Here is a 12877-nt window from a genome sequence, read left to right as displayed (position 1 = left end):
ATCAATCAGCTTTTTTGCGATACAGCAACTCATGAGCGCAGGAGATCCCTTCGTCCGCTCCGGTGTTTATGTGAGCGTCGATATATTCCAATGGACGGCACAGTTTTAGGCTTCTTCTGAAGAGCCTCTGATCGACGTTTTGACCTGCTGCAAGCGCTCAAATCTAGAGCATGATGCCGAAAAGTGCGAGCGGTTAGGTCATATCGAAGACTGCGGCATTATCCTGGACCTCGCGCAGCCCCTTGTACGAAGCATGGCGGAGATTGCCGTCATCCGTCCAGCCGCGAAACTCGATCTCAGCGATCAGCGTCGGCTGGACGAGGACGAGGCGCTTGCCATTCAGCGGAACGACCGGCCGGTTGGTCTTTAACCGGTCCAGCGTCTTTTTCAGGTATTCAGCATCCCTGGCACCGAAACCAGTTCCGACGGAGCCAACGTAAATCCAGTCGAGCCCTCGTCTGCCGGCCAGCAGTAGCCTGCCGATGCCGCCGCGGGCGGATGCGGACTGCTCATAACCGACGATCATGAAGCTCTCGCTCTGGACGCATTTGATCTTCAGCCAGTCGCCCGTGCGGCCACTGCCGTAGGGCCGGTCGCGATGCTTGGCGATGATACCTTCCAGATGATGATGGCATGCGTGCTCGAGGAGTTCTTCGGCCGGCAGCTCTATCTGCTCGGAGAGGCGGATCGTCTGATCGTCGCCGCCCGGTATCAGGTCTTCGAGCAGGTGTCGGCGTACGTCAAGCTCGGTGCCGGTCAGATCGTGTCCATCGAGATAGAGAAGGTCGAAGGCGACGAGGATCGACTCGGTCGATACTCGCTTGCCTCCCCGCCCGCCGAGCGAACGCTGCAGGGCACCAAAATCCGATCGGCCGTTATCATCGAGTACAACGGCCTCGCCGTCGAGAATGGCGGTCGTTACGCCAAGCTCTTTCGCTGCCGCGGCGATGGTGGGGAAGCGATGGGTCCAGTCATGGCCGCCACGGGTGATGACCCGCACGCCCTTCGGCTCAACGTGGATTGCCAATCGATAGCCATCCAGCTTCACCTCATAGAGCCAATCCGGCCCAATGGGCACAGTCGGCTTCAGCAGCGCGAGGCAGGGCTCGACGCGCGATGGCATTGGATCGAAGGGCAGGCTGGGCTGGTCAGGATCGCGTTTGCGGATCGGACGAGAATGCAGCGTTGAGTGAGACTCGTCGAGCAAGGGCAGTGGGCGGCGCGTGCGCTTCATGATCAAGTCTGACGCCTCCCCGAGCGGTTTTCCACTTCGACCGGCTTGCGCCGAGCACTCATGATTCTGATGACATTGCCCGGTGCCGGCCCTTGCTTTTCCCCAGCCTTGGACTTTGTCCTGCTCGGCTTTTTCATCTGCTTCTTCTTCGCTTCGATGGCAACAACGCGACTCAACCGAATCACACGGCGGATTGTTCCGAGTCGAAACGAATCTCAATTCAACGACTTAACGCGGAGATGCCTCCCGTATTCCGCGTCCCGAATTCGCTGCCGGATCTGGATCGGGTCGAGCAGTCGTCGGGTGCGGCCTCAGTGACATCGAACACACTCCTGCCCGGCATCGTCATTCTTCAGCGGGCGCTGTATTTCGCGTCGAGATCATCCATGGCCTTGACGTTGCCGGCAGAGCGGCCGTTCTCGTCGAAGGTCTGGGCAAGAAACGCGTCAGCGATCGACTTTGCAAGCTCCGTGCCGATGACCCGGGCTCCCATGGTGATGATCTGCGCATTGTTGGAAAGCGCGGCACGCTCGGCAGAATAGGTGTCGTGCGTCAGGGCGGCGCGGATGCCCGGAACCTTGTTGGCCGAGATGCAGACGCCGATGCCGGTGCCGCAAACGAGGATCGCCTTGTCGTAGGTGCCGTCGATGACGCCTGAGGCAACGCGGTCCGAGAGGTTGGCGTAGAAAGGATCTGCACCGGCGCTCGTGCGCGAGACTTCGTAGACGTCGAAGCGCTCTTTCAGATGGTCAGCCAGAATCTTGGCGAGGCCTTCGCCGGCGCTGTCTCCTGCAATGGCAAGTTTCATTGTCTTTCTCCTCAGAGTTTGGCGGCGCATTTGGCCAGGATGTCGAGGTAACCTTCGACATTCCAGGCCGAACGGCCGATGAAGAGCCCGTCGATATGCGGGCTCGAAATCAGTTCTTCGCAGTTCTGCGGGTTGACCGACCCACCATAAAGGCAGGGGATCTTCCGGCCCAGCACCGTTTCGGCAACGGCGATGATTTCAGACTGGCGGGCATCGGCATAATCCGCAGTCGCCGGAATGCCTTTCTCGCCGATCGCCCAGACCGGCTCGTAGGCGAGCAGGATTTCGGCGCTTTTCTGCGCGCCCGAAAGTTTCGAAAGCGCGCCGCGCACCTGGGTCGCGAGGATGTCGGCAGCCTTTCCGCTTTCGCGGTCGGAAAGCGTCTCGCCAATGCAGATCAGCGGAACGAGACCGTGGCGAACGGCCGCTTCAGTCTTCAGACCCACAGTCTCGTCGGTCTCACCAAAATGTTCGCGCCGTTCCGAATGACCGAGCTCGACGAGATCGAGATTGCAGTCCTTCAGCATTACCGGCGAGACTTCGCCGGTCCAGGCACCCTGGTCGGCCCAATGCATGTTCTGGGCGCCGACCTTCACCGAGGTTTTGGCAAGCATCGCCTTGACCTCGCGCACGGCAGTGAAAGACGGAATGACGAAGCGCTGGATACGCGGGTCGCGCGCGGCGTCGGCAGCTTCGAGACCGCGGGCGAAGTGTTCGGCTTCAGCAAGCGTCTTGTTCATCTTCCAGCTGGTGCCAATCCAGAAGCGCGGCTTTTCGGTCATGTCGGATCCTGCGTTGATGCGATGGTGAGCGTAATGCCCGCCTGCTCGAATTCTTCCAGGACAGCAGCATCTGGTGCGCTGTCGGTGATAATCGCGTCGAAGTCGGCCAGATCCGCCATGACATGCAGGGCGGTGTGGCCGATGCGCTGATGGTTGACCAGAAGGCAGGTCCTGGTCGACGACGCGATCATCGCCCGTTTGGCGCGCACGACGTTATCGTCCATGTGATAGGCGCGCGCGCCGCTGACGGCGGGCGTTGAAATGAAGGCGATGTCGGCCCTCAGCCGCGACAGTGCCTCCTCGGTGACGACGCCGAGATAGGCGTTGAATTTCGCCGAATAGATACCGCCAAGCGCGATCAGCGCGATGCCGGCTTCGCCTTTCAACCGCTCCATGATCGCCGCGTTGTTGGTGATCAAGGTCAGCGGCCGCTTCTGCAGCAGCATTTCGCCGAGCACGGCCGCCATCGAGCCGTCATTTACCATCACCGTCATCCCCGGTTCGACCAGTTCCAGCGCGGTCTGAGCCATAGCCAGCTTGGCTTCGTTGCCCTGGCGTTCGCGAATGCGGAAGTCGCTTTCGAACTGCGTTCCGGCGTCAATGGTCGCGCCGCCGCGAACCTTGCGCAGGACGCCGGCCTGCTCGAGATCGTCGAGATCGCGATGGATCGTCATCTTTGACACAGTGAAGCGATCGGCAAGGTCGTCGAGATCGACGGTCTTGTTTTCGACGAGCAGGTTGACGATCAACTGCTGCCGCTCTTCCCGCCTCATCCCGGTCTCCACCCTCGCTTAATGTTAAGATAACGTAGTTTTCGTGATAATCAACATTTATTCTGTGATTTTGCGATCAAAATATTGTTGTGTTTCCGTAGCTACTTCATCAGCGCCTGCGCGGTTCGCTCGTCGGTGATCAGCCCGAAAAGGCGGCGGCTATTCAGAATTGCCCGGATGGCCGACACTTTCGACTGTCCGCCCGCCAGCGCCACGAGCCGCTCTTTCTTGGTTTTGGGGAAAGACGCAGAGAGCGTGCGCGCCGTCAGCGCGGTGTCGAGGATATGGCCGTCGGCGTCGAAAAAATGTCCGAGGATTTCGCCGACGCCGCCGGCAGTGGCAATGTCGTCGATTTCACCGGGTTCGACCATCCCGGACAAAACCAGCTGCGCCTCGGCATCGACAGTGCCCAGGCCGACGAGCTTCAGGTCGGCATTATTGGCAAGGTCGAAGACCTCCTTGACGGCCCGCTGCGCCTTCAGCACTTCGCGGTCCTCGCCGGTATTGGCGAAAAAGGGAACCGGCATGACATAGGCATGGGCGCCGGTCTTTTCGGCGATGCGATGCATCACGTCATAGGGATTGGCGCCGTAATTTCGTGTCAGCCCGCCAAGCAATGAGACGAAACGCAGGTTCTTCGCGCTCACCCTCGGCATATATTGGACGGCGGCGGAAAGCGTGCGGCCATGACCAAGGCCGATGACCGTATTGTCGCCGCGCTCGATCTCGCGCTTGAGATAGCCGGCGCCGGCATGGCCGAGTGCGCGCAGTGGCAAGCCTTCCTCGCCGAGATCGGGTGCGACCTCGCAATATTGAAGCCCGAACCGTTCCGATAGCCGCATCTCCAGCTCGACACACTCGACGATATCCCCGTCGATGGTGACTTTGACGACGCCATCGGCGACCGCTCTGGCGATGAGGCGATGGGCCTTTACCGACGGCACGCCGAGGCGGCGAGCAACATCGGACTGCGTCAGACCACCGGCATAGTGAAGCCAGGCAGCACGCACGGCAAGCGTATCATCGGCGTCCGTCATCACGGCTCCTTTTCGAAGGTCATGCGGCGATTCCGCCGTATCGCAGTGCTGCCTTTTAAAGATCTCCGCCTCAGATGTTCAAGTCAGCGACGCCGGTGTCGATATGCGGCGCCCAGAAGGCGACGCTTTCGGCAATCTGCGGGATGACCTGGCGATCGTTCGGCTCGCGTTCCTTGAAGGAAAGTTCCAGGCAGATTTCATTGTCCTTCGCCCCACCTTCGGCCAGCGCCTGGAGCAGAGCTGCCGGCTGTATGCGGCCCTTGGCGTTGAATTCGGCGATAAAGGGCCGGTGCCCGCCCTTGTCCATCAAGCTCTGTTTAATGTGGATGATCGGAGATACCGGCGGGACGGCGCGTGCCCAGGCATAGGGGTCGTAGTCGTCGGGATTGGCGGAGGTGATGTCGCCATGATCGATATCCGCCATCATCCACATCGGGATAGCCATCCCGGCGCCTGTTAGACGCTCCTGCAGCGACAGGCAAGCGCCGATCGTCTCGCCGAACTCGCGGCCGATGCTCATCGGCTCCCAGAACAAGTAGGAGAGGCCTGCGGCGCGCGCATGATCGGCGACATCGGCCCAACAATCGATGGCGATCTTGATCAGTTCCTCGCGTCTGGCCGGATCGTCGAAGTCCTTATAGGTGAAGATCGCAAATTGCGTGCCGACCGAATGGCCGCCGAGATCGGCGGTGATGTCGGCAAAGGTCTTGAACCAGTCGACGTAGTAGCGGCGCACATCGGCATCCGGATGTCCGAAATGGTTGAGGCGCCCATAGGGGCCCGTCATGCCCGAGGTGACCCGCACGCCGGTGCGATTCAGTGCAGCGCTCATCGTGCGCGTCAGGCGGCTGATCACGGGCGCCTGCCAGCTCGGATTGATGAACTCGTGGGTCAGTTGAAGGTCGCGGATCCGCAGGTCATGCGCAACCGTATCGATCAGATCGTCTGGGTCGGCGAAGCGGTTCACCAGCGGATTGGTATTGAGCGAAAGGGTCAGCGGCATGGCGGCATCCTTCAGGCGGCGGCAAGGCGGGTTGAAGCAAACCACTCGCCAAAGGCCGCGCGCTCCGCTTCGTTCAGATGGAGGTAGTGTTTGGTGCGGCGATAGAGGATGTCGTCCGCCGTTTCGGCCCATTCCGTGGCGACGAGATAGCGGGCCTCGGCCTCATAGAGCTGTCCGCCGAAATGCCGTCCGAGCCCTTCTATGCCCGTCGCACCGGCAACCACATTCCTGGCGCGGGCGCCATAGAGACGGCCGTAGTGATGCACGAGCTTGCGCGGCATCCAGGGATAAATATCGCGCAGGCTGTTGGCGAAGCTCTCGTAATCGGCATTCGGAATCTCGCCGCCCGGCAGCGGCGCTTTCTCAGTCCAGTCGCCTCCCATATTCGGGAAAATATGCTTGAGACGCTGCATGCCGCGTTCGGCAAGCTCGCGGAATGTGGTGATCTTGCCGCCGAAGACGTTGAGCAGCGGAGCGCCGCCTGTCTCGTCGAGATCGAAGACATAGTCGCGGGTAACGGCGGACGGGTTGCCCTTGCCATCGTCAAACAGCGGGCGCACGCCGGAGAAGCTGTGCAGCACGTCGTGGCGACGCAGCTTTTCCTTGAAGTAGCGATTGACCGCCTTGAGCAGATACTCGATCTCCGTCTCGTCGGCGGCGACATCCTCGGCCCGGCCTTCGTAGGCGATGTCGGTCGTCCCGATCAGCGCCTTGTCGCCCTCGTAGGGATTGATGAAAATGACGCGTTTGTCGTGGTTCTGCACCAGATAGGCATTGGCGCCTGCCCAGAACTTCGGCACGATGATGTGGCTGCCCTTGACGAGGCGGACATTGCGGCCGGAGTTCGAACCGGCGACGCGATTGATGATGTCCATCACCCAGGGGCCGGCGCAGTTCACCAGACATTTGGCACGGAAGGTTCGCATCTCGCCCGTGGCGTTGCTTTTCGTGACCACGGTCCAACCGCCATTCTCGCGACGGGCCGACACGGCCGGCGAGCGGGTGAGAACCAGAGCGCCGTTTTCCGCTGCGCTGACCGCGTTCAAGGTCACGAGGCGGGCGTCGTCGACCCAGCAATCGGAATATTCAAAGCCGCGTGTGTATTGATCGAGGATCGGCGTGCCTTCCGGGTCGCGGAGCAGGTTGAGCGTGCGGGTCCCGGGCAGCTTCTTGCGGCCGCCGAGATGATCATAGAGGAAGAGGCCGAGCCGCACGAGCCATGCTGGGCGATCCTCCGGGCTATGCGGCAGGACGAAGCGCATCGGCCAGATGATATGCGGCGCGGCGTTGAGCAGCACTTCACGCTCGATCAGCGCCTCACGCACCAGGCGGAATTCGTAATATTCGAGGTAACGCAGGCCGCCATGCACCAGCTTGCCCGAGCGCGACGAGGTTCCCTGGGCTAGATCGTCCTTTTCGCACAGCACGACCTTCAGGCCGCGGCCGGCAGCATCGCGTGCTATCCCCGCGCCGTTGATGCCTCCGCCGATGACGAAGAGATCCAGGAGTTCGGGTTCGGTCATGTCATGCTCCTTCGATGCCTGCTGCATCAGAATTGCGCGCCCACCGGCGACGTCGTTGCGGCTGCGGCAAGCTTGTCCCAGGCGGGCGCCATTGCCTGGCGCACATCGGTATAGGCAGAAAAGAGCCGGTCGAACCGGTGGGCCTCGCTGGCATCCGGTGTCTCCGGATCGCCGAGCAGCGGCATCACCCAGTCGGCAATGCAATCGTCCATGCTGGAATAGACGCCGACAGCCACCGCGGCCATCATCGCCACGCCGGCCGCCCCCGTCTCCTCGCGGCGCGACTGGCGGATCGGTGCGTTAACGGCGGCCGAGAGTGAACGGCGAAGGGCGACGGAGCGTGTTGCCCCGCCTGTGACCCGCAGTTCTTCGGGCATCGCACCCATCGCCGCGTAGCAGTCGCGGGTGGCAAGACCCAACCCTTCGACCACGCTGCGCAGCAGGTCAGGGAAGCCGTGACGCATCGAAAGCCCAGTGAAGCCCGCGCGCGCATTGGCGTTGACGAAAGGCCCACGTTCGCCCGCCTCGGAAATGTAGGGGTGGTAAAGTACCGACCCCGGTCGGCTTTCTGCAAACCAGCCGTCAATGCGTGCAATGAGGTCTGCATGCAAAGCAGGCTTGCCTGCCTCGGCCATCAGATAGGCGGCGACATTAAGGATCCAGTCGATGTTGATCGTGGCGCCCATATTGGTCTGGACCTGAGTGACGATGCCGGGGATAGGCAGGGCGATCACATAGCCGGTGCCCTCGCGATTGAGCTGAACGTCGGCAACGGACTTGGCGCGCAAATGCACGCCGGTGGAGCCGATCGTCGAGCAGGCAGCGTTGCGAGCGCCGCTGCGCACACCTGCACCAAGCGCCGTCATCACCATGTCGACATAGCCGAGGCAGACCGGCGTTCCGGCAAGAAGCCCGCAGGCCTTCGCCGCCTCCGATGTCAGCGGGTGACTGATCTCGCTGCCGTCGATGATTTCGGGCAGGAGCCCGCGCCTGTGGTCAAGGCCGAGCGCGTCGATGACGACGGCATCATACTGGCGCGTCCTGAAATTGCCAAAGGTGAAACTTGCCTCCGATGGATCGGTTGCCCGCACGCCTGTTAGGTTGAGATAGAGCCAGTCCTTGCAGTGCAGTGCCGTCTCCGCCCGATCGAGAAGATCCGGCGTGAAGCGGTCCATATGGGCGAGTTGCGCACCCTGCTGGCAAGTGTTGAGGCCGGTGCCGGTCGCCTCGAAGCGGGCACGATTCTGCGTTCCGCCGGCGAGTGCCGTAACCGTCGTTGCGGCGCGCGCGTCGAGCCATAGCCAGGCATCGGCAACCGGCCTATTGGCGCGGCCGACGAGCCAGGTGCCGTCGCCCTGTCCGGTGACGGCGATGGCTGCGGTGCGTGACGCAAGATCGGGGACTTTTTCGCCGAGACCAAGCAACGCGCTGGCGCAATCGAGCCAGGTCTGATCCAGCGACTGCGTTGCCGACCCATCGTCTCCGGTGGCGTATCGGTTGCGAACGGAGGCCGTGGCGATCTGGCGGCCGGACAGATCGAAGGCGACGGCCTTGATGACCGAGGTGCCGGCATCTATGCCAATGATGATCTTCTGGGTCGATGTCATCGCAGGCCTATCTCGCCACCACCGCAAGCGCCGCGGCGGGCAATACGCGCATCAAATTCATCTGAAGTCCTCCCGATCCCTAAACTCTCTGGGATGATGCATCCGGCTGCCAACGTCGGCTCGTCCATGGGCAACGGCAAGCGCGCCGCTTTTGACAAATTCCAGACGGCGCGCAGCTGAAACCTCCCTGAGCTCGCTCGAAAAGATAACATAAAGATACCACAATGCCAGTAAGATTTTTCTAGCGATGTAATTTTTTTCATCTAAAATAGAAGAGCAAGGAGTTTGCTTGCGCGCCGTCGCGCCAGCGGGGGGCGGCATCAAAAGCGGCAGTGCACGCAATGTTTCATCTGTCGTATATTGCATTAAAAACATATGGATGGCGCCACTTTACGGCTGAGTGACAAATGTCAAAATGTCTGCATTTTCCGTCGCTTTTTGCTGCGCTGCAGCGTGATGAACAAGATGTGAGGTCGTGCATTCCAGTCGAGTTGCCGCGAAAGTGCCGTTGACAGCTGATAAAATATATAACATGATTTACGGCATAACTAACATACTTCTATCACGGAAGTGCGCTTCCTGATGGAGAATTTGCAGGCCCAGGCGGTTGGAGGAGACAGCCGCCGGTCTTGTTGAGGAGGCTTCCAATGCGAATATTCGTCCAGAGTTGCGCTCTTGCGGGTGGCCCGCCGGTTTGTGATCCGGTGCGGCGCAATGCTCCAGGCCGCCTGCGATCATCATCTCGCTAGCCCTCTCCATCTTGCCATTCCAAGCCAAAGGCCGTCCGGACATGAGTACCTCGCCCGATCATGCAGCATCAAAGCCGAGCAGCGGCAATCGCGGGCTCCTTGTCAGCGCGGCGTTGGCGGTCATCGTCGTTGCAGCGATCGCCTTCGACACGACGGTGGTCAAGATCGGCTCCGAAAACGATGTGCGCCAGCAGGCATTCTCTCCGGAAACCTTCGGCGCCGAGCAATTCCCGAAGATCAAGGCAAATGTCGAGGAGCGGGCGATTGCAGCCGCCGATCTCGCGGCCGCCATTGCCGCCGACAAGAAGGCGGCGGCCGAGAAATACGGCACTGCGACGAGCACCGGACCGGTCATTCCCGTCACGCTGACCGGCGTTTTCGGCGCCCGCAAGTCGAACACCAACGAAATGAAGATCGATGGGTTGCCTCCCGAGACGGTGGTCCGTGTCCAGACCGGCCCTGCGGTCAACGGCACGGACCTCCGCGATGCAACCGGCACCATCGAATTCGGCCAGTTTACCAACCAGATCCAGTATCAGGATGCCGGCTCGGCCATCAATAACGAGATGAAGAAGGCGGTTTTTGCGGGCCTGGATGCTGACGCCCTGGACGGAAAGCAGGCGACCGTGGTCGGCGTCTTCAAGCTCATCAACCCGAAGAACTGGCTGGTCACGCCGGTGAAGGTTGAGCTCAAATGAGCCAGCCGCAACGCAACAACGGGCCGAAAGGCGAGGTCGTCCTCGCCGCCCGCAATATCGCAAAATCCTACGGCAGCGTTCACGCCCTCAAGGGAGTGAACTTCGACATCCATCGCGGCCAGGTCACAACGCTGTTCGGAGAGAACGGCGCCGGCAAGTCGACCTTGATGAAGATCCTTTCGGGTGTGGCGCAGCCAAGCTCCGGCGAGATCATTCTCGACGGCTCACCGATCAGCTTTAGCTCATCGACCCATGCGCGCGAGTGCGGGATCTCGATCATTCACCAGGAGCTCAGCCTGGCCCCCAATCTGAGTGTCCGCGACAATATTTTCATGGGCCGGGAGATCATCAAGGGCGGTGTCGTCGACTTCGCTGAAGAGGAGCGTCAGACCCGGGCGCTGATGGAAGAGCTCGAGGAAGACATCGATCCGCTGACGCGCGTCGAGGATCTTCGCCTCGGCCAGCAGCAGATCGTCGAGATTGCACGGGCACTCTCCGTCAATTCGCGCATCCTGATCATGGACGAGCCGACCTCGGCGCTGAGCGCGACGGAGGTGGAAGTGCTCTTCAAGGTCATCCACGACCTGACGAGCCGCGGCGTGTCGATCGTCTACATATCGCATCATCTGGAAGAGGCGCTGCAGATCACCAATCACGCCGTCGTTCTGCGCGACGGAAACATGACGGCCTATGCCGAGCGCAAGGATATCGATCTCGAATGGATCGTCCGCAACATGGTCGGCGAGAATTTCGACCTTGGCAGCCCACCGGAGGATCACCCGTTCGGAAACGTCTCGCTTTCCATCGAAAACCTCAGTGTCCCCGGTCCCTCCGGCGCTGCTTATAATGCAGTCGATCGTCTGTCTCTCAAGGTGCGTGCCGGCGAAATCGTCTGCATCTACGGGCTGATGGGGGCGGGGCGCACGGAACTGCTCGAGTGCATTGCCGGACGTCTGCGCGCAAGTGGCGGACAGGTTCTGCTCGAAGGACAGGACGTCAGTGCGCTCAGCATCGCCAGGCGCATTGCCAGCGGTCTCGTGCTCGTGCCCGAAGATCGCCAGCGCGACGGCCTCGTCCAGACGATGACGGTCGGCTCCAATCTGTCGCTTGCGAGTATCCGCGCCTTCACCAAAGGGCTTTTCACCTCCGGCCATCGGGAGCGCGATCTCGTCAATGACGCGATCCGGCGGGTGCATGTGAAAACCGATGGCGGTGCGGCTTCGATCGGCTCGCTCTCCGGCGGCAACCAGCAGAAGGTCGTCATCGGCAAGATGCTGGCAACCCAGCCGAAGGTCATCCTGCTTGATGAGCCAAGCCGCGGCATCGACATCGGCGCCAAGGCGGAAGTTTTCAAATTGCTCGCGGAGCGCGCCAAGCAGGGATTGGCGGTCATCTATTCGACGTCCGAAGTCAATGAATGCCTGAGTATCGCACACCGCATCATCGTCATGCACCGCGGCAGGATATCGGCCGAGTTCGGCTCGGATGTCACCAAGGAAAAGATCATGGCCGCCTCCGGCGAAGCCGTGATCGCGCACTAGCCTGGATTATGGAGCACTGATTATGTCAGTCACGAACGTCACCGAAAAGAAATCAGTTTCCAGCGGGCCGAAGCGCAACACCAATATCGTGCGTCTCATCCTGGAGGGCCGGGCCTTCTTCGCGCTGATCGTCATCATCGCGGTCTTCTCGTTCCTGTCGCCCTATTACTTCACGCTGAACAACTTCCTGATCATGGCGTCGCACGTCGCGATCTTCGGCATTCTGGCGATCGGCATGCTGCTCGTTATCCTCAATGGCGGCATCGATCTGTCGGTCGGCTCGACACTGGGGCTTGCGGGTTGCATTGCCGGTTTCCTGATGCACGGCGTCACGCTCACCTATTTCGGCGTCATCCTCTACCCGCCGGTCTGGGCCGTCGTCGTCATCACATGTGCGCTCGGCGCGCTGGTCGGTGCGGTCAACGGCGTGCTGATCGCCTATCTCAAGGTGCCGGCCTTCGTCGCCTCGCTCGGCGTGCTCTACGTCGCCCGCGGTATCGCGCTCTTGATGACAAACGGCCTGACCTACAACAATCTCGGTGGCCGTCCGGAACTCGGCAATACCGGCTTCGACTGGCTCGGCTTCAACCGCCTCGCAGGCATTCCGATCGGCGTCATCGTGCTTGCGGTTCTCGCCATCATTTGCGGCATCGTGCTGAGCCGCACCGCCTTCGGCCGCTGGCTCTACGCCTCAGGTGGGAACGAGCGTGCTGCCGATCTCTCCGGCGTTCCGGTGAAGCGCGTGAAGATCATCGTCTATGTGCTTTCGGGCGTCTGTGCCGCAATCGCCGGCCTGGTCCTCTCCTCGCAGCTGACCTCCGCCGGCCCGACGGCAGGCACAACCTACGAGCTGACGGCGATCGCAGCCGTGGTCATCGGCGGCGCGGCGCTGACCGGCGGCCGCGGTACGGTTCGCGGCACGATGCTCGGCGCCTTCGTCATCGGTTTCCTTTCGGACGGCCTCGTGATCATCGGTGTCTCGGCCTACTGGCAGACAGTATTTACCGGCGCTGTGATCGTTCTCGCCGTCCTCATGAACAGCATCCAATACGGCCGCCGGGTCAAATCGTCCTGACGGCTGAGACCGAAACTTATCCACGACGGCAGCCTGGAGTCCAGAAA

General features: G+C 61.2%; 12 protein-coding genes. 3 read left to right on the top strand and 9 right to left on the bottom strand.

All coding sequences use genetic code 11. From position 1 onward, the window contains the following. Nucleotides 1-193: 193 nt before the first annotated feature. From ligD to AC244Q_RS24675, 9 genes are all read right to left on the bottom strand, one after another. The gene (ligD, locus tag AC244Q_RS24715; RefSeq protein WP_128406723.1) at nucleotides 194-1234 is read right to left on the bottom strand and encodes a non-homologous end-joining DNA ligase; all 1041 of its coding nucleotides are present in this window, start codon (nucleotides 1232-1234) and stop codon (nucleotides 194-196) included. Between the two features lie 352 nt (nucleotides 1235-1586). After that, nucleotides 1587-2042 (bottom strand): D-erythrulose-4-phosphate isomerase, encoded by a 456-nt coding sequence (derI, locus tag AC244Q_RS24710; protein WP_017996196.1) that lies wholly within the window; start codon nucleotides 2040-2042, stop codon nucleotides 1587-1589. An 11-nt stretch (nucleotides 2043-2053) separates the two neighbouring features. Continuing rightward, nucleotides 2054-2824 (bottom strand): triose-phosphate isomerase, encoded by a 771-nt coding sequence (locus tag AC244Q_RS24705; RefSeq protein ID WP_017996197.1) that lies wholly within the window; start codon nucleotides 2822-2824, stop codon nucleotides 2054-2056. Next, nucleotides 2821-3597, bottom strand: coding sequence for a DeoR/GlpR family DNA-binding transcription regulator (locus AC244Q_RS24700; RefSeq protein WP_128406706.1), 777 nt, complete (start codon nucleotides 3595-3597; stop codon nucleotides 2821-2823). The genes AC244Q_RS24705 and AC244Q_RS24700 overlap by 4 nt, the downstream gene beginning before the upstream one ends. A 101-nt stretch (nucleotides 3598-3698) precedes the next feature. After that, complete coding sequence (locus tag AC244Q_RS24695) at nucleotides 3699-4634, bottom strand: sugar-binding transcriptional regulator (RefSeq protein ID WP_128406707.1); 936 nt, start codon at nucleotides 4632-4634, stop codon at nucleotides 3699-3701. 70 nt (nucleotides 4635-4704) lie between these two features. Next, a complete protein-coding gene (locus AC244Q_RS24690) occupies nucleotides 4705-5637 on the bottom strand; it encodes a sugar phosphate isomerase/epimerase family protein (RefSeq protein ID WP_128406708.1) in 933 nt (310 codons plus the stop codon). Nucleotides 5638-5648: 11 nt separating this feature from the next. Then, complete coding sequence (locus AC244Q_RS24685; RefSeq protein ID WP_012755630.1) at nucleotides 5649-7160, bottom strand: glycerol-3-phosphate dehydrogenase; 1512 nt, start codon at nucleotides 7158-7160, stop codon at nucleotides 5649-5651. Nucleotides 7161-7186: 26 nt separating this feature from the next. Next, on the bottom strand, nucleotides 7187-8767 hold the full coding sequence (locus AC244Q_RS24680; protein ID WP_245460488.1) for an FGGY-family carbohydrate kinase: 1581 nt from the start codon (nucleotides 8765-8767) through the stop codon (nucleotides 7187-7189). Between the two features lie 57 nt (nucleotides 8768-8824). Beyond that, on the bottom strand, nucleotides 8825-9142 hold the full coding sequence (locus AC244Q_RS24675) for a hypothetical protein (protein ID WP_157628364.1): 318 nt from the start codon (nucleotides 9140-9142) through the stop codon (nucleotides 8825-8827). Nucleotides 9143-9557: 415 nt separating this feature from the next. Between AC244Q_RS24675 and AC244Q_RS24670 the strand changes: the two genes are divergently transcribed. The 3 genes from AC244Q_RS24670 to AC244Q_RS24660 are packed head-to-tail and all read left to right on the top strand — an operon-like array spanning nucleotide 9558 to nucleotide 12830. Next, nucleotides 9558-10214: a DUF2291 domain-containing protein gene (locus tag AC244Q_RS24670; RefSeq protein WP_012755628.1), complete on the top strand. Its 657-nt coding sequence runs from the start codon at nucleotides 9558-9560 to the stop codon at nucleotides 10212-10214. Further along, on the top strand, nucleotides 10211-11755 hold the full coding sequence (locus AC244Q_RS24665; protein WP_012755627.1) for a sugar ABC transporter ATP-binding protein: 1545 nt from the start codon (nucleotides 10211-10213) through the stop codon (nucleotides 11753-11755). Before AC244Q_RS24670 ends, AC244Q_RS24665 begins: the two co-directional genes overlap by 4 nt. Nucleotides 11756-11777: 22 nt before the next feature. Further along, nucleotides 11778-12830 (top strand): ABC transporter permease, encoded by a 1053-nt coding sequence (locus tag AC244Q_RS24660; protein ID WP_003562489.1) that lies wholly within the window; start codon nucleotides 11778-11780, stop codon nucleotides 12828-12830. The last annotated feature ends 47 nt before the right edge of the window (nucleotides 12831-12877 follow it).

Source organism: Rhizobium sp. CB2179, from assembly GCF_057653455.1.
This window is presented reverse-complemented; position numbering and strand designations above follow the sequence as displayed.

Excerpts from the sequence above, each read along its gene's own strand:
- ligD (WP_128406723.1), bottom strand. The coding sequence starts at position 1,234 with ATGAAGCGCACGCGCCGCCCACTGCCCTTGCTCGACGAGTCTCACTCA.
- AC244Q_RS24705 (WP_017996197.1), bottom strand. The coding sequence starts at position 2,824 with ATGACCGAAAAGCCGCGCTTCTGGATTGGCACCAGCTGGAAGATGAAC.
- AC244Q_RS24690 (WP_128406708.1), bottom strand. The coding sequence starts at position 5,637 with ATGCCGCTGACCCTTTCGCTCAATACCAATCCGCTGGTGAACCGCTTC.
- AC244Q_RS24675 (WP_157628364.1), bottom strand. The coding sequence starts at position 9,142 with ATGTTTTTAATGCAATATACGACAGATGAAACATTGCGTGCACTGCCG.
- AC244Q_RS24660 (WP_003562489.1), top strand. The coding sequence starts at position 11,778 with ATGTCAGTCACGAACGTCACCGAAAAGAAATCAGTTTCCAGCGGGCCG.
- AC244Q_RS24695 (WP_128406707.1), bottom strand. The coding sequence starts at position 4,634 with ATGACGGACGCCGATGATACGCTTGCCGTGCGTGCTGCCTGGCTTCAC.
- derI (WP_017996196.1), bottom strand. The coding sequence starts at position 2,042 with ATGAAACTTGCCATTGCAGGAGACAGCGCCGGCGAAGGCCTCGCCAAG.
- AC244Q_RS24670 (WP_012755628.1), top strand. The coding sequence starts at position 9,558 with ATGAGTACCTCGCCCGATCATGCAGCATCAAAGCCGAGCAGCGGCAAT.
- AC244Q_RS24665 (WP_012755627.1), top strand. The coding sequence starts at position 10,211 with ATGAGCCAGCCGCAACGCAACAACGGGCCGAAAGGCGAGGTCGTCCTC.
- AC244Q_RS24680 (WP_245460488.1), bottom strand. The coding sequence starts at position 8,767 with ATGACATCGACCCAGAAGATCATCATTGGCATAGATGCCGGCACCTCG.
- AC244Q_RS24700 (WP_128406706.1), bottom strand. The coding sequence starts at position 3,597 with ATGAGGCGGGAAGAGCGGCAGCAGTTGATCGTCAACCTGCTCGTCGAA.
- AC244Q_RS24685 (WP_012755630.1), bottom strand. The coding sequence starts at position 7,160 with ATGACCGAACCCGAACTCCTGGATCTCTTCGTCATCGGCGGAGGCATC.